The 15,947-nt window shown below is 65.6% G+C and carries 17 protein-coding genes, 3 tRNA genes and 1 pseudogene; 20 read left to right on the top strand and 1 reads right to left on the bottom strand.

The window, feature by feature from the left end:
• The first annotated feature begins 109 nt into the window (after nucleotides 1-109).
• The 11 genes from J2X34_RS01050 (at nucleotide 110) to rplA (ending at nucleotide 6,393) form a co-directional block, all read left to right on the top strand.
• The gene (locus J2X34_RS01050) at nucleotides 110-1,615 is read left to right on the top strand and encodes an aldehyde dehydrogenase (protein WP_114718980.1); all 1,506 of its coding nucleotides are present in this window, start codon (nucleotides 110-112) and stop codon (nucleotides 1,613-1,615) included.
• Between the two features lie 242 nt (nucleotides 1,616-1,857).
• Nucleotides 1,858-1,930, top strand: a tRNA-Thr gene (locus J2X34_RS01045).
• 45 nt (nucleotides 1,931-1,975) lie between these two features.
• Nucleotides 1,976-2,048: transfer RNA gene (locus J2X34_RS01040), tRNA-Met, on the top strand.
• 63 nt (nucleotides 2,049-2,111) lie between these two features.
• On the top strand, nucleotides 2,112-2,279 hold the full coding sequence (gene rpmG / locus J2X34_RS01035; RefSeq protein ID WP_031937658.1) for a 50S ribosomal protein L33: 168 nt from the start codon (nucleotides 2,112-2,114) through the stop codon (nucleotides 2,277-2,279).
• Between the two features lie 153 nt (nucleotides 2,280-2,432).
• The gene (gene hadA / locus J2X34_RS01030; RefSeq protein ID WP_254623030.1) at nucleotides 2,433-2,918 is read left to right on the top strand and encodes a (3R)-hydroxyacyl-ACP dehydratase subunit HadA; all 486 of its coding nucleotides are present in this window, start codon (nucleotides 2,433-2,435) and stop codon (nucleotides 2,916-2,918) included.
• Nucleotides 2,905-3,330 carry a (3R)-hydroxyacyl-ACP dehydratase subunit HadB gene (gene hadB, locus J2X34_RS01025; protein ID WP_114718755.1) on the top strand — a complete coding sequence of 142 codons (426 nt, stop codon included), beginning with the start codon at nucleotides 2,905-2,907 and terminating at the stop codon, nucleotides 3,328-3,330. Before hadA ends, hadB begins: the two co-directional genes overlap by 14 nt.
• Before the next feature lie 186 nt (nucleotides 3,331-3,516).
• A tRNA-Trp gene (locus J2X34_RS01020) sits at nucleotides 3,517-3,589 on the top strand.
• Nucleotides 3,590-3,623: 34 nt separating this feature from the next.
• Nucleotides 3,624-4,154 (top strand): preprotein translocase subunit SecE, encoded by a 531-nt coding sequence (gene secE, locus J2X34_RS01015; RefSeq protein ID WP_147283450.1) that lies wholly within the window; start codon nucleotides 3,624-3,626, stop codon nucleotides 4,152-4,154.
• A 59-nt stretch (nucleotides 4,155-4,213) separates the two neighbouring features.
• Nucleotides 4,214-5,017 carry a transcription termination/antitermination protein NusG gene (gene nusG / locus J2X34_RS01010; RefSeq protein WP_114718757.1) on the top strand — a complete coding sequence of 268 codons (804 nt, stop codon included), beginning with the start codon at nucleotides 4,214-4,216 and terminating at the stop codon, nucleotides 5,015-5,017.
• Nucleotides 5,018-5,115: 98 nt separating this feature from the next.
• A complete protein-coding gene (gene rplK / locus J2X34_RS01005; protein ID WP_031937663.1) occupies nucleotides 5,116-5,550 on the top strand; it encodes a 50S ribosomal protein L11 in 435 nt (144 codons plus the stop codon).
• A gap of 129 nt (nucleotides 5,551-5,679) precedes the next feature.
• Entirely contained in the window at nucleotides 5,680-6,393 is a 714-nt protein-coding gene (gene rplA / locus J2X34_RS01000; protein ID WP_114718758.1) for a 50S ribosomal protein L1, read from the top strand.
• 219 nt (nucleotides 6,394-6,612) lie between these two features.
• Here rplA and J2X34_RS00995 read toward each other — a convergent pair.
• Nucleotides 6,613-6,893: pseudogene (locus J2X34_RS00995) on the bottom strand (MFS transporter); the annotation flags it as partial.
• 403 nt (nucleotides 6,894-7,296) lie between these two features.
• Here J2X34_RS00995 and rplJ point away from each other — a divergent pair.
• From rplJ to J2X34_RS00950, 9 genes are all read left to right on the top strand, one after another.
• Nucleotides 7,297-7,854, top strand: coding sequence for a 50S ribosomal protein L10 (rplJ, locus tag J2X34_RS00990; RefSeq protein ID WP_114718759.1), 558 nt, complete (start codon nucleotides 7,297-7,299; stop codon nucleotides 7,852-7,854).
• 85 nt (nucleotides 7,855-7,939) lie between these two features.
• Complete coding sequence (rplL, locus tag J2X34_RS00985) at nucleotides 7,940-8,326, top strand: 50S ribosomal protein L7/L12 (protein ID WP_114718760.1); 387 nt, start codon at nucleotides 7,940-7,942, stop codon at nucleotides 8,324-8,326.
• Nucleotides 8,327-8,556: 230 nt separating this feature from the next.
• Complete coding sequence (locus J2X34_RS00980; protein WP_429516167.1) at nucleotides 8,557-9,606, top strand: ABC transporter ATP-binding protein; 1,050 nt, start codon at nucleotides 8,557-8,559, stop codon at nucleotides 9,604-9,606.
• A gap of 11 nt (nucleotides 9,607-9,617) precedes the next feature.
• A complete protein-coding gene (locus J2X34_RS00975; RefSeq protein WP_114718762.1) occupies nucleotides 9,618-10,412 on the top strand; it encodes an MlaE family ABC transporter permease in 795 nt (264 codons plus the stop codon).
• A gap of 4 nt (nucleotides 10,413-10,416) precedes the next feature.
• Nucleotides 10,417-11,277, top strand: coding sequence for an MlaE family ABC transporter permease (locus J2X34_RS00970; RefSeq protein ID WP_114718763.1), 861 nt, complete (start codon nucleotides 10,417-10,419; stop codon nucleotides 11,275-11,277).
• Nucleotides 11,274-12,611, top strand: a complete 1,338-nt coding sequence (locus tag J2X34_RS00965) for an MCE family protein (RefSeq protein WP_114718764.1) — start codon at nucleotides 11,274-11,276, stop codon at nucleotides 12,609-12,611. The genes J2X34_RS00970 and J2X34_RS00965 overlap by 4 nt, the downstream gene beginning before the upstream one ends.
• A gap of 8 nt (nucleotides 12,612-12,619) precedes the next feature.
• Complete coding sequence (locus tag J2X34_RS00960) at nucleotides 12,620-13,684, top strand: MCE family protein (RefSeq protein WP_429516166.1); 1,065 nt, start codon at nucleotides 12,620-12,622, stop codon at nucleotides 13,682-13,684.
• Nucleotides 13,681-14,688 (top strand): MCE family protein, encoded by a 1,008-nt coding sequence (locus J2X34_RS00955; protein WP_114718765.1) that lies wholly within the window; start codon nucleotides 13,681-13,683, stop codon nucleotides 14,686-14,688. Before J2X34_RS00960 ends, J2X34_RS00955 begins: the two co-directional genes overlap by 4 nt.
• Before the next feature lies 1 nt (nucleotide 14,689).
• Complete coding sequence (locus tag J2X34_RS00950; protein WP_429515899.1) at nucleotides 14,690-15,937, top strand: MCE family protein; 1,248 nt, start codon at nucleotides 14,690-14,692, stop codon at nucleotides 15,935-15,937.
• The last annotated feature ends 10 nt before the right edge of the window (nucleotides 15,938-15,947 follow it).

Here is a 15,947-nt window from a genome sequence, read left to right as displayed (position 1 = left end):
AACGGGACCGCGCGGTCCCATCGCATCGGGCGCGCTCTAGCGTCCGGGAGCGAGAGTGGCGCTCGTCACAGGGCGGGTGCCCGAGATGCGCGAAGGAGCCCGATCCTCGATGACAGGTCTGATCAACGCGAACGAGACGTCCGTGGCAGTGCAGCACCCCGGGAAGCTGTTCATCGGTGGCAACTGGGTCGAGCCGTCGACGGGCGCACGGTTCGACGTCGTCAACCCGGCCACCGAGGACGTGTTCCTCACCGTCGCCGAGGCCGACGCGCAGGACATGGCGCGAGCCGTCGACGCCGCCCGGGAGGCATTCGACCGCGGACCGTGGTCGCGTATGACCCACGCCGAGCGCGCGCCCTACCTCCAAGCGATCGGTGCCGGCATCCGCGAGCGCAGCGGCGAACTCGGGCGGATCTGGACCAGCGAGATGGGCATCCTCGCCGCGGTGTCGAGCTATGCGTCGGCGCAGTCCGGTGACGTCTTCGACTACTACGCGAGCCTCGCCGACAGCTACGAGTTCGTCGAGCAGCACCAGCCCGGCTCGGGGGTCGGCGTGGGCCTGCTGGTCCGCGAACCCGTCGGCGTCGTCGCCGCGATCATCCCGTGGAACAGCCCCCTCGGCCTGATCGCCAACAAGGTCGCACCGGCGCTCATCGCGGGCTGCACCGTCGTCGTCAAGGCCTCGCCGGAGGCTCCGGGTGCGGCGTACCTGTTCGCGGAGATCGTGGAGGCGGCCGGACTTCCGGCGGGTGTCGTCAACGTCGTCACCGCCGAACGGGAGGTGTCGGAGCTGCTGGTGCGCAACCCCGGCGTCGACAAGGTCACCTTCACCGGCTCCACCGCGGCCGGACGCCGCATCGCGTCGCTGTGCGGGGAGCGGATCGCGCGCTGCACGCTCGAGCTCGGCGGCAAGTCCGCCGGCGTGATCCTCGACGACTACGACCTCGCGACCGCGGCGGCGTCCATCGCGCAGTCCGCACGCCTCATGACCGGCCAGGTGTGCGCGTCGCTGACCCGCATCGTCGTCAGCCGGCACCGGCACGACGAGTTCGCCGAGGCCCTGGGTGTCGCGATGTCGGCGATCCGCGTCGGTGACCCGTTCGATCCCGCGACCGAGATGGGGCCGCTCGCGATGTCGCGTCAGCGCGACAAGGTGGAGGGTCTGATCGCGAAGGGCTGTGAGGAGGGTGCCCGCCTGGTCACCGGCGGTGGTCGTCCCGGCCACCTCGACCGCGGCTTCTTCATCGAACCGACGGTGTTCGGCAACGTCGACAACGCCTCGACCATCGCCCGGGAGGAGATCTTCGGCCCGGTGGTGAGCGTCATCGCCGCCGATGACGAGAACCACGCGGTCGAGATCGCGAACGACACCATCTACGGCCTGAACGCGTCGGTGTTCACCGACGACGTCGAACGGGCGTGGGCGGTGTCCCGGCAGCTGCGATCCGGCACCGTCGGGCACAACGGCTTCAAGACCGACTTCGGGATCGCGTTCGGCGGGTTCAAGCAGTCCGGCATCGGCCGTGAGGGCGGGCTCGACGGCCTGCAGCCGTACTTGGAGGCCAAGACCGTCCTGCTCGACGCGCTGCCCGCGAGCGTGGCCGACAGGCGGTGAGCAGGGCCGACTACCCTCGGGTGCAGGTTCGCGGACCTGTTTGACGAGGTCGTCGACCACGCCGAACGGCTCGTCCCGGACTCCCTCGTGCGGCGCGCGGGGGAGTCCGTTCGTGTCCGGAGCGCGTGAATGCCGCGCCTTGCCCCCGATTTACCCGCTCTGACCTGCAAATTTGGCACTGGCGCGAAGGTCTGTGTAATCTTCTGGAGGCTTCAGCGCGCAGAGATGCGCAGGACAGCCACGCCCCCTTAGCTCAGTCGGCAGAGCGTTTCCATGGTAAGGAAAAGGTCGACGGTTCGATTCCGTCAGGGGGCTCGCTGGATTGTGGTGTCGCCGGCTTCGCGCGACACTCGACACCGAGGCGGTGTAGCTCAGTTGGTAGAGCAAACGACTCATAATCGTTGTGTCGCCGGTTCAAGTCCGGCCATCGCTACACAAGACGAATGATCCACCCTGATCTATCTATGATCAGATTCACGCGAAAGAAGGCATCCCCGTGGCCTCCTCGACTGACGTTCGGCCCAAGATCACCTTGGCCTGTGAGGTGTGCAAGCACCGTAACTACATCACCAAGAAGAATCGCCGCAACGATCCCGATCGCCTCGAGCTGAAGAAGTTCTGCCCGAACTGCGGAACTCACCAGGCGCATCGCGAGTCCAAGTAAGTTTCTTCTCGGAGTCGACGCTCGCGCGTTAGGTTCACTGTCAGACTGCCCTAACGATATTGCGTCCACAGGGCAGATGGGTGATTCGCTGTGACAGAGACAGTCGTGAGAGAGGCCGAAGTGACCTTCGACCCCGCCGCGCATGCGGCAGCGATGGTCGGACATCACTACCGCGTGAGCGACTTCTACGAGATCGGCCGGGAAAAGGTTCGCGAGTACGCACGTGCGGTGCTCGACGACCACCCCGCCCATCACGATGAGGATGCGGCACGGGGCCTCGGATACGACGGCCTTCTTGCTCCCCTCACGTTCGTGTCGATCGTAGGCATGATTGCGCAGCGCAAGCTGTTCGACGAGGTCGTGACCGGTTACGACCTCAGCCAGATCATGCAGACCGACCAGCGGCTCGTGTTCCACAGGCCGCTCGAGGCCGGCGACCGATTGATCTGCGACGTCTACCTGGAATCGTTCCGCCAGGCTGCGGGCAGTGACATCATCGTCACCAAGAACATCATCTCGGACGTGAACGGTGAACTGGTCCAGACCACCTGGACCACGCTCGTCGCTCGGTCCGGTGGTGAGGTCGACGAGAATATCGCGCACGCGGTCAAGGATGTGATGATGCATGTCGCTCCGTAGGTTCGAGGACGTCACTGTCGGTGACGAACTGCCCGAGCGCGTCGTCACGTTGACCCGTGGCAATCTCGTCAACTACGCCGGCGTGTCGGGCGATCCCAACCCGATCCACTGGAGCGACCATGTGGCCCGACTGGCCGGCTTGCCGGACGTCGTGGCGCACGGCATGCTCACGATGGGTCTGGGTGGCGGGTTCGTCTCGTCATGGCTCGGCGACCCGGGTGCCGTGACCGAATACAACGTTCGGTTCACGAGTCCGGTGTATGTGGCGGCCGACAAGGCTGCCGAAGTGGAGTTCACCGGCAAGATCAAGTCGGTGGACGCCGAAAGCAAGACCGCAGTAGTCGCGATCGTGGCTCGCTCGGAGGGTCGTAAGATCTTCGGTCGGGCCACCGCAACGGTCCGTTTGGCCTGAGTGCCGGGCGGATTGGGTTTGTTCCGGTGCATTGAAGTACACTAGAGTTTCTGGGGTTACTCAGGCGCTGCGCGCTGCCCTACGGGGAAGTCACAGGCTGTTGCTACAGGCTGTAACTAGTCCGCATGGGGTGGCGCGCATGTCATGTGAATCCAGATAGGTCGATCAGTTCGATCGGTCGACCAAAGGGGCGTAGCTCAACTGGCAGAGCAGCGGTCTCCAAAACCGCAGGTTGCAGGTTCAAGTCCTGTCGCCCCTGCACCCGGACTGGCCAGCGACTGAGAGGAACGACGGTGAGCGACGAGCGCGATAAGCGCGACGACGGCACTACCGGGTCTACGGACTCCGGCCATGTCGACGATTCTGCAGCCGACGCGAGCTCTCGCGCTGAGGCCCCTTCCGATCACGCCCGTGAGGGCGAGGTCTCTGCTGATGAGAGCCCCACGAGTGCGGCCCCAGCAGGAAAGCCCACCGGTAAGCGTTCCGCGCGCCGTACGGGAACCTCGGAATCGACCGAGCCGGCCAAGACGGTCCAGATGGCCAAGACCGCCAAGGCGGCCAAGGCTGTGTCGTCTGCTACTTCCGTGAAGTCTCCGGAAGCGAAGTCCCGCAAGGCCGACAAGCCGCAGACGGAGAACATCTTCAAGCGGATTCGACGCTTCCTGCGCGAAGTGATTGCCGAGCTCCGTAAGGTCATCTGGCCCAATCGCAAGCAGATGATCACCTACACCAGTGTGGTGCTTGTGTTCGTCGCCTTCATGGTGGCGTTCATCTTCGTCCTCGACCTTGGTTTCGCCAAGGGCATTACCTGGTTGTTCGGCTAGCCGGGAACGCCCGTCGGCGTTTCCGAACGATGTGATTGACGAGAGGAAGAGTGCCTCCAGTGAGCACCCCCGAGAACGACTCTGACGAGGCCATGGCCGAGGAGCGTGTTTCGGCCGAGGCGGTATCCGACGAAGACGGCGTGTCTGCCGAGCTCGAGGTCGAAGACGACGCCGACGTTGCTGGCGACGAGGCCGAGGACGGTGCCATCGCGGAGCAGGCTCCGGAGGTCGCTGAGGAAGCTGCCGATCCTGTCGCCGAGCTGAAGGCCGCGCTCCGCCGGGCACCCGGTGACTGGTACGTCATCCACTCCTACGCCGGGTACGAGAACAAGGTGAAGGCCAACCTCGAGACCCGCGTCCAGAACCTCGACGTCGGTGACTACATCTTCCAGGTGGAAGTTCCCACCGAAGAGGTCACCGAGATCAAGAACGGCCAGCGCAAGCAGGTCAACCGGAAGATCCTGCCCGGCTACATCCTCGTTCGCATGGAGTTGAACGACGAGTCGTGGGGCGCGGTCCGCAACACCCCCGGTGTGACCGGTTTCGTCGGCGCCACGTCGCGTCCGTCGCCGCTGACCCTCAACGAGGTCGTCAAGTTCCTGATGCCCCAGCAGGGCCAGAAGAAGCCTGCCGCGGCTGCTGCCGCTGCCGGTGAGTCGGCCGCCGAGACCGCCGCCAAGCCGACCATCGAGGTCGACTTCGAGGTCGGCGAGTCGGTCACCGTCATGGACGGCCCGTTCGCGACGCTGCCCGCCAGCATCAGCGAGGTCAACGCGGAGCAGCAGAAGCTCAAGGTCCTCGTCTCGATCTTCGGTCGCGAGACCCCGGTGGAGTTGTCCTTCAACCAGGTCTCGAAGATCTAGCTCGGTCCCGAGTGCCAGGCTCGCGCCTGGCACTGTAGGACCCACACACTTGCACGCAGTACGCAAGAAACACACCCAGTAGGAAACAAGGAACGAAGATGCCCCCCAAGAAGAAGAAGCTCGCCGGGCTCATCAAGCTTCAGATCCAGGCTGGTCAGGCTAACCCTGCACCGCCCGTGGGTCCTGCGCTCGGTCAGCACGGCGTGAACATCATGGAGTTCTGCAAGGCTTACAACGCGGCGACTGAGTCCCAGCGCGGCAACGTGATCCCTGTCGAGATCTCCGTCTATGAAGACCGGACCTTCGACTTCAAGCTGAAGACCCCGCCGGCCGCCAAGCTGCTGCTCAAGGCTGCTGGTGTCCAGAAGGGCTCCGGCGAGCCGCACAAGACCAAGGTTGCCACCGTGACCATGGATCAGGTGCGCGAGATCGCGAAGACCAAGCAGGAAGACCTCAACGCGAACGACATCGACGCAGCCGCGAAGATCATCGCCGGCACCGCGCGTTCGATGGGTATCACCGTCGAGGGCTGAGCACAGCGATGCCCTGCACTGACACTGCAGGGTTGATCCTCCACTGTGGGAGGGCCGGCCAGGCCCGCAACCACAACTGAACCATTCACCCGGGTCGAGAGCCCAGGGTGAGAAGTAAGGACAGAAGAAATGGCAAAGCGCAGCAAGGCGTACCTCGCCGCCGCTGAGAAGATCGACGCGGACACGCTCTACAGCCCCCTGCAGGCTGCGAAGCTGGCCAAGGAGACCTCGTCGAGCAAGATGGACGCGACCGTCGAGGTTGCCGTCCGTCTGGGCGTCGACCCCCGCAAGGCGGACCAGATGGTTCGTGGCACGGTCAACCTGCCGCACGGCACCGGTAAGACCGCCCGCGTCGTCGTGTTCGCCGTTGGCGAGAAGGCCGCCGAGGCCGAGGCCGCCGGTGCGGACGCAGTGGGCTCCGAGGACCTGATCGAGCGTATCCAGGGCGGTTGGACCGACTTCGACGCCGCGATCGCCACCCCTGACCAGATGGCCAAGGTCGGCCGCATCGCTCGCGTCCTCGGACCGCGTGGCCTGATGCCGAACCCGAAGACCGGCACGGTCACCCCCGATGTCGCGAAGGCTGTCGCGGACATCAAGGGCGGCAAGATCAACTTCCGCGTCGACAAGCAGGCCAACCTGCACTTCGTGATCGGCAAGGCGTCGTTCGACGACACCAAGCTGGTCGAGAACTACGGTGCGGCGCTGGACGAGATCCTGCGTGCGAAGCCGTCGTCGGCGAAGGGCCGCTACGTCAAGAAGGTCACGGTTTCGACCACCACCGGACCGGGCATCCCGGTGGATCCGAACCGTACCCGCAACCTCCTCGAGGATGGCGAGTAAGTCGCGACTTTCCGCGATCTGATCGACACCGAAGGCCGGCACAGAGAATTCTCTGTGCCGGCCTTCGGCGTTTCAGTGGTCGACTCGCTCCTGGTCTCGGCGCCAGGCCAGCATGGTCGAGCGGCCACGGGCCGGTGCCCACGGCAGGAAGATCGCGACGACGACCGCACACAGCACGACGGAGGCGGTCGCCACGAGGGGCGCTGCATGTGCGCCCTGGAGGACCGCGGTCTTCATCGCGGTGATGAGCTGCTCGCGCCACGAGAAGTGCTCGAGGAGCCATCCGCCCGAGATGGGACCGATGGCGATGGCGAATCCGGCCATTGCCGTCCACGCCGCGACTGCGAGCGCTTTCTCTCGGACGTCGGTGAAGATGTTGATGATCAGTGCGAGCGTCGCCGGGAACACGGCGGCGGCGAACCCCCCCTCGCCGCGCGTGCCGCGATCACCTGTTCGAGGGAACCGGCACATGCTCCGGCGACCGACATCACTGCGACGCCGCTCATTACATGTAACTGTCGGCAACGGTCAATTGTGAGCGCTCCGGCACGTTCGGCACCGAATGTGAAGTAGCGCACAGAATGCACCCTGCTGGGTGTCCGCGTTTTGTGTCGGAGTCGCGACTCCGTTAGGCTGCTCGTTGGAGTTCGGTGCTCGATGCGAATTCCGCCCCGAAACATGTTCTACCAAAGACCGTTGGTCACCGAGTTCAGCAATGGAATCGGTTGAAGGTCCGGGATAGCCCGGCGGCCCACGCAGGAGGACGAGGTGGGGGATGATTGTTGCGCTCGGCCTGGCCGGGTGGATGGATCTCCTCGTGTACGCCCCGTGTGCCCTGCACCGGGGCGTTTTGCATGTCACGGCCCGAAGTGGAACAACGACTGTCACGAGAGGAGGCGAAGTATGGCAAAGCCTGAGAAGGTTTCCGCAGTTGCGGAGATCACCGAGCAGTTCAAGGACTCGTCCGCCGCCGTGATCACGGAATACCGTGGTCTGTCGGTTACGAGTCTGACGCAGCTGCGACGCGCTCTCGGAGAGGGTGCCACCTACTCCGTCGCCAAGAACACCCTGGTCAAGCGTGCCGCCGCTGAGGCGGGCGTCGAGGGCCTTGACGACCTGTTCGTCGGACCGACCGCCATTGCATTCATCAAGGGCGAGCCGGTCGACGCTGCGAAGGCCCTGAAGGCTTTCGCGAAGGACAACAAGGCACTCGTCATCAAGGGCGGGTACATGGACGGCGCTGCGCTGTCCGTGGATCAGGTCAACCAGATCGCGGACCTCGAGTCCCGCGAGATCCTGTTGGCCAAGCTCGCCGGCGCGATGAAGGGCAACTTGGCAAAGGCCGCTGGCCTGTTCAACGCTCCCGCTTCGCAGGTGGCCCGTCTGGCCGCCGCGCTGCAGGAGAAGAAGGCTGCGGAAGGTGGGGCCGCTGAGGCTCCCGCCGACGCCGCTGCCGAATAGCTGATCCGCACCTGCGCATCACAACCATCACCACCTGTCCGGTCGCGGATCGGCGACACAGGACTTAAGAGGAAGGACCGCCACCATGGCGAAGCTCACCACCGAAGAGTTGCTGGACCAGTTCAAGGAGCTCACCCTGCTCGAGCTCTCGGAGTTCGTGAAGGCGTTCGAGGAGACCTTCGAGGTCACCGCTGCTGCTCCGGTCGCCGTTGCCGCTGCCGGCGCTCCGGCTGCTGCCGCTGAGGCTGCCGAGGAGCAGGACGAGTTCGACGTTATCCTCGAGTCGGCTGGCGACAAGAAGATCCAGGTCATCAAGGTCGTCCGTGAGGTCGTCTCCGGCCTGGGCCTGAAGGAAGCCAAGGACCTCGTCGAGGGCGCTCCGAAGGCGATCCTGGAGAAGGTTGCCAAGGACGCGGCCGACGCCGCCAAGGAGAAGCTCGAGGCTGCCGGCGCGAAGATCACCGTCAAGTAAGACGGCTGTCAGCGCTGCTTCCTGACGAAGCATCCAGAAAGAGGGTCGCCCCGTTTCGGGGCGGCCCTCTTTCGTTGCTTCGCCCGATGCCGGAGAATTCGCAATCGCCGGGTTGTGGACCTTACTTACTCGTTAGTAGGATTCGCCGTAACGTATAACACTTCGATGCGATAGAGTGACGCAACCCACAGTGGGCCCACGGTGGGGGGACATGCTTGACGCAGGAGGTAATGGTGGGAGTCGAGGTAGCGGTCGAGGGACTCACGAAGTCGTTCGGCTCACAGAAGATTTGGCAGGACGTGAGTCTCACGCTGCCGGCCGGAGAGGTGAGCGCACTGCTCGGGCCTTCCGGCACCGGTAAGTCCGTGTTCCTGAAGTCGCTGATCGGTCTGCTGCGGCCCGAAGAGGGCTCGATCGTCATCGACGGGACCGACATCCTCCAGTGCTCGTCGCGTGAGCTCTACGAGATCCGCAAGCTGTTCGGTGTCCTCTTCCAGGACGGCGCGCTGTTCGGGTCGATGAACCTGTACGACAACGTCGCGTTCCCGCTGCGCGAGCACACCAAGAAGTCCGAGTCCGAGATCCGCAAGATCGTCATGGAGAAGCTCGAGCTCAACGGACTCGTCGGTGCCGAGGGAAAGCTGCCGGGCGAGATCTCCGGCGGTATGCGCAAGCGTGCCGGCCTCGCCCGCGCGCTCGTGCTCGATCCGCAGATCATCCTCGTCGACGAGCCGGACTCGGGCCTGGACCCCGTCCGCACCACCTACCTCAGCCAGCTGCTGATCGACATCAACGCACAGATCGACGCCACGATTCTGATCGTGACGCACAACATCAACCTGGCCCGCACGGTCCCGGACAACCTGGGCATGCTCTTCCGCAAGCAGCTCGTGATGTTCGGTCCCCGCGAGGTGCTGCTCACCAGTGACGAGCCCGTGGTCCACCAGTTCCTCAACGGCAGCAAGATCGGTCCGATCGGCATGTCGGAGGAGAAGGACGACGCGCAGATGGCGCACGAGCAGGCGCTCGTCGACGCCGGCCACCACCACGGCGGCACCGACGACGTCTACGGTGTCGTGCCGCAGATGCAGGCCACGCCGGGTCTGCCCTTCCGCCAGGCCGTTGCACGCCGTCAGGCCCGCGTCCGCGAGATCCTCCATACCCTGCCGGCCGAGGCGCAGCAGAGCATCATTGCCAGCATGGAAGATGACGCCGCTACCCAGGTGATTCCCGCGTACGACGACGGAGGTCTGGGACAGACCACGTACGAGCGCGGATAGGGGAGCGGCGGATGGGGGGCACCCGAACTTCGATGATGAAGCCGGTCACCGGGGCACTGACGCAGGCCGGCAACATCGTCCAGCTGTTCGTCGACGTGGTTCGCAACACGTTCAAGCGGCCGTTCCAGTTCAAGGAATTCATCGAACAGGCCTGGTTCATCGCCAGTGTGACGATCCTGCCGACCGCGTTGGTCGCCATCCCGTTCGGTGCCGTCGTGTCTCTCCAGACGGGCTCGCTCATCAAACAGCTCGGAGCCGAAGCGTTCACGGGTGCCGCCAGTGTGCTCGCGGTCATCCAGCAGGGCAGTCCGATCGTGACCGCACTGCTGATCGCGGGTGCCGCCGGTTCCGCCGTCACCGCCGATCTCGGTTCACGGACCATCCGTGAGGAGATCGACGCGATGGAAGTGCTCGGCATCAATCCCGTCCAGCGACTCGTCGTGCCACGCGTTCTCGCGATGGTCCTGGTCGCGGTGCTCCTCAACGGGCTCGTGTCCGTCGTCGGTATCGCCGGCGGCTACTTCTTCAACGTCATCCTCCAAGGTGGCACTCCGGGCGCGTACCTGGCGTCGTTCTCGGCGCTGGCCCAGCTTCCCGACCTCTATATCGCGGAGGTCAAGGCGGCCATCTTCGGCGTCATCGCCGGCGTGATCGCCGCCTACAAGGGACTGACGCCGAAGGGCGGCCCCAAGGGCGTCGGCGAGGCGGTGAACCAGGCGGTCGTCATCACCTTCCTGGTCCTGTTCTTCGCGAACCTGATTCTGACGATGGTGTACCTGCAGATTGTTCCGGCGAAGGGGGCATGACCGGATGACGATCGCGAGGGGACGCGGCGACTACGCGCTGATTCGTGCGCGCCGCTGGGCGCGCAAACCGCTCGACGTGCTCGACAACGCCGGCGAGCAGATGTCGTTCTATTCACGGGCCATTGCGTGGACGCCGCGGACGTTGCGTCGCTACCGCAAGGAGATGCTGCGGCTGCTGGCCGAGGTCACGTTCGGCAGCGGCGCGCTCGCGGTGATCGGCGGCACCATCGGCGTGATCGTGATGATGTCGGGCTTCACCGGCGTCGTCGTCGGCCTGCAGGGGTTCGCCGCGCTCGACCAGATCGGCAGCTCGGTGCTGACCGGCTTCCTGTCGGCGTATGTCAACACCCGTGAGATCGCGCCGATCGTCGCGGCGCTGGCACTGTCGGCCACGGTCGGCTGTGGTTTCACCGCGCAGCTCGGCGCGATGCGCATCTCGGAGGAGATCGATGCGCTCGAGGTGATGGCCGTGCCCAGTGTGCCTTTCCTCGTCACCACCCGGATGATCGCCGGCTTCATCGCGGTGATTCCGCTGTACATCGTCGGCCTGCTCGCCGCCTACCTGGCTTCGCGGGTGGTCTCGACCGTGTTCAACGGGCAGTCGTCCGGCTCGTACGACCACTACTTCAATCTGTTCCTGCCTCCCGAGGACGTTCTGTGGTCCTTCGGCAAGGTGCTCGTGTTCGCGTTCGTCCTGATCCTCATCCACTGCTACTACGGCTTCCATGCCCGCGGCGGCCCGGCCGGCGTCGGTGTCGCGGTCGGCCACGCGGTGCGTACCGCCATCGTCACCATCGCCGTCCTGGACTTCTTCCTGAGCCTCGCCATCTGGGGCACGACGACCACGGTGAGGGTGGCCGGATGATCGAGAGCACGTCGAAGCTGCGCCGCAGGGTCCTGGGAGTTGCCTTCTTCCTGGTCCTGGCTCTGTTCGTCGGCGGGACCATCGCCAGCTACAACAAGACCTTCACACCCGTCGTCAAGGTCGACCTGGTCACCGACACCGTCGGCAACGCGCTCCCGCGCAACGCCGATGTCAAGGTGCGCGGTCTGATCGTCGGTGAGGTGCGTGGCGCGTCGACCGAGAACGGCAAGGTCACCTCGGTGATGGCGATCGACCCGGACAAGGCCGAGCTGATCCCGTCCAACACCACCGCTCGTCTGCTGCCCAAGACGCTGTTCGGCGAGCGGTACGTCGACCTCGTCATCCCGGAGAACCCGAGTCCCGACTCGATCGCGGCCGGCGAGACCATCTACCAGGACAAGAGCGGCAACGCCGTCGAGCTCGGCAAGATGCTCGACGGTCTGCTGCCGCTGCTGCAGGCCATCCCGCCGGAGAGCCTGGCCTCGACCCTCGGTGCGCTGTCGCAGGCGCTGGACGGCCGCGGCGAACAGCTCGGGGTCACGCTCGACCAGCTCGACACGATCTTCGCCGGCGTCAACACCCGGATGCCGGACCTGACCGCCGGACTGCAGAGCTTCGCGACGTTCACCCAGACCTACTCGGATGCGGCGCCGCAGCTGATCGACGCGCTCGACAACCTGCGCACCACGAACGCCACGGTGGTGCAGGAACGCAGCTCCATCGATGCGTTGATGGCGTCGGTGACGGCGACGGGATCGAGCACCGCGGACCTGTTGACGACCAACCGGGATTCGCTGATCTCCATCGCCGGCGACTCGCGGGAGGCGCTGGAGATCCTGGCGAGGTTCTCGGGGACCTTCGGCTGCACGTTCGCGAACTTTGCCGACGTGATGGCGCGCTCCGGTGCGATCACCGGCGAGCACTCGCCCAACCCGGGTGCCCGCGCCACGATCGAGCTCGTCAATCCCCGTGGCCGGTACCTGCCCAACCAGGACGAGCCGCGCCTGATCGATACCCGCGGTCCGCGCTGCTACGAGGCGCCGCCGCTGGGCACCGACATCGGGCAGTACCCCGGTGGTTCGATCCACGACGGCTCGTACCAGGTGCCGACCCGCAACGCGGGTGACCAGAACCTTCCCGATGTGGCGGTTCCGCAGTTCTCGGTGCTGCCCGCGACGACCGCTCCGGCCACGTTCGCCGGGTCACCGCTCGAACGCCAGACGTTGGCCGTCGTGTACGGCGAGGCCGCCGGCATCGCGCCGGAGGACGTGCCGTCCTGGACGACCATGATCGGTGCCCCCGCGCTCCGTGGAAAAGAGGTGAGCATCAAGTGAAGCGACAGCTGCGAGGGGTGGCTGCCCCGCTCACCAAGCTCGTGATCTTCGCGCTCGTGACGATTCTCGCGACCGGCGTGCTCGCGCTGACCATCGCGAACACCAGTTCCAGCGGGGGAACCAAGTTCAGCGCGCGGTTCACCGATGTCACGTCGCTCAACAAGGGCGACGAGGTCCGCATCGCCGGCGTCCGGGTCGGCCAGGTGACCAAGATCGAGATCGTCGACGACCGTGAGGCGCAGGTCGAGTTCGCGGTGACGGACCGTGACTGGTTGCCCGCGAGCACGACCGCGACCATCCGGTTCCGGAACCTGGTCGGACAGCGCTACATCGCGCTCGAACAGGGGACCGGACAGCAGGGCTACAAGATGACGGCCGGGGACACGATCCCACTCGATCGCACCAAGCCCGCAGTGAACCTGACGACGCTGTTCAACGGGTTCCGGCCGCTGTTCCAGACGCTCAGCGCCGATGACGTCAACAAGCTGTCGTACCAGATCATCCAGGTGTTCCAGGGGGAGGGCGGCACCATCGAGGAGCTAGTGGCGAACACCGCGTCGTTGACGAACACGATCGCGGACAAGGACAAGGTGATCGGCGACCTGATCACCAACCTCAATGTCGTGCTCGACACCGTCAACAAGCGGGACGAACAGGTCGATCAGTTGATCGTCAACACTGAGCGTCTGGTGAGCGGGCTGTCCGCGGACCGCGGCGTGATCGGACAGTCGGTGCAGTCGCTGGCGGACCTGACCAGCGCAACCTCCGACCTGCTGGTGCCCACCCGACCGTCGATCCAGGGCTCGATCGCGGGCCTCAACACGCTCGCCGGGCACATCAACGAGAGATCCGACGACGTGAACAAGGTGCTCACGAACCTGCCGATCAAGATGGAGAAGCTCGGTCGAGCCGGCAGCTACGGTTCGTGGTTCCAGTTCTATCTGTGTGGCATCGACGTCGTCGCCGGTCCCGGTACAGCTCCCCAGCTGAACATCCCGTCGAACCTGCCGACGATCAACCAGCCGATCTACACCAACGCGGCTCCCCGGTGCTACGCGGACGGTGGCCAGTGACGAGCTACGAGACCAGGAAGCGCAATCCGGCGGTCACCGGTGCCCTGGGCATCGTCGTCATCCTGCTCGCGACCATGTCGGCGTTCTTCCTCGACAGCCTGCCGATCATCGGGGCCGCGAACCGGTACACCGCGGAGTTCTCCGAGGCGGCCGGGCTCAAGCCCGGCAACGAGGTGCGGGTCGCGGGTGTGAAGGTCGGCAAGGTGTCGAGCGTCGAACTCGACGGTGACCGCGTGCTCGTGTCGTTCCAGACGAAGGACGCCTGGATCGGCGACCAGACCACCGCGTCGATCCAGATCAAGACGATCCTCGGCCAGAAGTATCTCGCGCTCGACCCGCGGGGCACCGAGGTCGCCGATCCGCGTGTGCGGATCCCGCTCGAGCGCACCACGTCGCCGTACGACGTGATCGATGCGTTCGGCGACGCCGCGACGACGCTCGCCGAGATCGACACGACGCAGCTGGCGTCGAGTTTCGAGGTGCTGTCGCAGTCGTTCGCGGGCACGCCCGACGAGATCCGCGGCTCGCTCGACGGCGTGACGCGGCTGTCGGAGACCGTCGCGAAGCGCGACCAGGAGCTCAAGCAGCTGTTCGAGGCGACGAAGCAGACGTCGCAGATCCTCGCGGACCGCAATCAGGAGTTCGAGAAGGTGCTCGCGAACGGTGGCACGCTGCTCGCCGAGCTCAACACCCGCCAGCAGGCGATCGGTCGGCTGCTCACCAGCACCCAGACGCTGTCGCGGGAACTCACCGGTCTGGTTGCCGACAACGAGGCTCAGATCACCCCGGCGCTCACGCAGTTGCAGGGTGCGATCGACATCCTCAACCAGAACCAGCAGAACGTGAGCAAGGCGCTCGAACTGGCGGCGCCGTTCTACCGGATCTACGCGAACGTGCTCGGCAACGGACGATGGTTCGACTCGGTCGTGACCAACCTGACCCCGCCGGGCCTGCCGGACATCCCCGGATACCGTGAGCCGCTGCGCACCCTGGGGGGCAACTGAGATGAGTGAGGCGCGGGCTCGGACCCGCAAGTGGATCCCGGTGGCGCTGATCGCGGCGGTCGCCGTCGTCGCGGTCGGTGCCCTGTGGTGGCTGTTCCAGAACGCCGGCACCACCAGGATCACCGCGTACTTCGACAAGTCCGTCGGCATCTACGAGGGCTCCGACGTCCGGGTCCTCGGAGTGAAGGTCGGCTCGGTCGACTCGGTGGTGCCGCAGGGCGAGCAGGTGCAGGTGGTCGTGACTGTCGACCGCGGGGTCGACATCCCGGCCGATGTGAAGGCCGCCCAGGTGACGCCGTCGGTGGTCTCCGACCGGTACATCCAGCTGACCCCCGCCTACACGGGCGGCGAGAAGCTGGCCCGCGACGCGACGATCGAGCGTGACCGGACGACCACGCCGGTCGAGGTCGACGAGCTGTACGCGAGCGTGACCGAACTGTCGGAGGCGCTGGGACCGAACGGCGCCAACAAGGACGGCGCGCTGTCGAACCTCGTGGACACCGCTGCCGCGAACCTCGACGGCAACGGTGACGCGCTCGGCAACACGTTCACGCAGCTGTCGGCGGCGGCACGCACGTTGTCCGACTCGCGTGCCGACATCTTCGACACCGTCAAGAACCTGCAGGTGTTCGTCAGTGCCCTCGCCGCCAACGACGCGCAGGTGCGCCAATTCAACACCCAGCTCGCGGACTTCAGCGGCTTCCTGGCGGGGGAGAAGGAGAACCTGGGCCTGGCGCTCAATCAGGTCTCGCTCGCGCTCGGCGACGTCGCGCGGTTCGTCGAGAACAACCGGGAACTGCTGCAGGGCAACATCGAGGGCCTGACCACGGTCACCCAGACCGTCGCCGACCAGCGCGATTCGCTCGCGGAGGCGCTGGTGACGATTCCGCTCGCCATCAGCAACCTGGTCAACACGCACGACGCGGAGTCGGGCACGCTGCAGATGCGCGTGGACCTGCCGGACCTGCAGGACCCGTTCGGCCTGGGCTGCAAGCTCATCGACGTCGCCAAGCTCAAGCCCGGGGACCCGGAGTTCGAGGCGCTCGGCCGGCAGATGAAGCCGCTGATCGACAACTGCAAGGCCATCACCGATCAGATGACCGCCGGCGTAAAGACACCGACGCTGAACCTGCCGCTCGGCATCCTCAGCGGCGACAATCTGCAGCGTGGCGCGGCTCCCGGGACGGTTCCGGGCACGCCGTCGCCGCGGCTGGGTGGCGGAACGCAACTGCAGGGGGGCACGCCGTGAGAATCGGGCG

The organism is Rhodococcus sp. BE178, assembly GCF_050433545.1.
GTDB lineage: Bacteria > Actinomycetota > Actinomycetes > Mycobacteriales > Mycobacteriaceae > Prescottella.
The sequence above is the reverse complement of the archived record's forward strand: the minus strand, read 5'-3'. Positions and strand labels throughout refer to the sequence as shown.

Bases quoted from the DNA above. Each gene is read 5' to 3' on its own strand.
- J2X34_RS01050 (WP_114718980.1), top strand. From the start codon at position 110: ATGACAGGTCTGATCAACGCGAACGAGACGTCCGTGGCAGTGCAGCAC.
- hadA (WP_254623030.1), top strand. From the start codon at position 2,433: ATGGTCGGACATCACTACCGCGTGAGCGACTTCTACGAGATCGGCCGG.
- hadB (WP_114718755.1), top strand. From the start codon at position 2,905: ATGTCGCTCCGTAGGTTCGAGGACGTCACTGTCGGTGACGAACTGCCC.
- rplK (WP_031937663.1), top strand. From the start codon at position 5,116: ATGCCCCCCAAGAAGAAGAAGCTCGCCGGGCTCATCAAGCTTCAGATC.
- rplA (WP_114718758.1), top strand. From the start codon at position 5,680: ATGGCAAAGCGCAGCAAGGCGTACCTCGCCGCCGCTGAGAAGATCGAC.
- rplJ (WP_114718759.1), top strand. From the start codon at position 7,297: ATGGCAAAGCCTGAGAAGGTTTCCGCAGTTGCGGAGATCACCGAGCAG.
- rplL (WP_114718760.1), top strand. From the start codon at position 7,940: ATGGCGAAGCTCACCACCGAAGAGTTGCTGGACCAGTTCAAGGAGCTC.
- J2X34_RS00980 (WP_429516167.1), top strand. From the start codon at position 8,557: ATGGTGGGAGTCGAGGTAGCGGTCGAGGGACTCACGAAGTCGTTCGGC.
- J2X34_RS00975 (WP_114718762.1), top strand. From the start codon at position 9,618: ATGGGGGGCACCCGAACTTCGATGATGAAGCCGGTCACCGGGGCACTG.
- J2X34_RS00970 (WP_114718763.1), top strand. From the start codon at position 10,417: ATGACGATCGCGAGGGGACGCGGCGACTACGCGCTGATTCGTGCGCGC.
- J2X34_RS00965 (WP_114718764.1), top strand. From the start codon at position 11,274: ATGATCGAGAGCACGTCGAAGCTGCGCCGCAGGGTCCTGGGAGTTGCC.
- J2X34_RS00950 (WP_429515899.1), top strand. From the start codon at position 14,690: ATGAGTGAGGCGCGGGCTCGGACCCGCAAGTGGATCCCGGTGGCGCTG.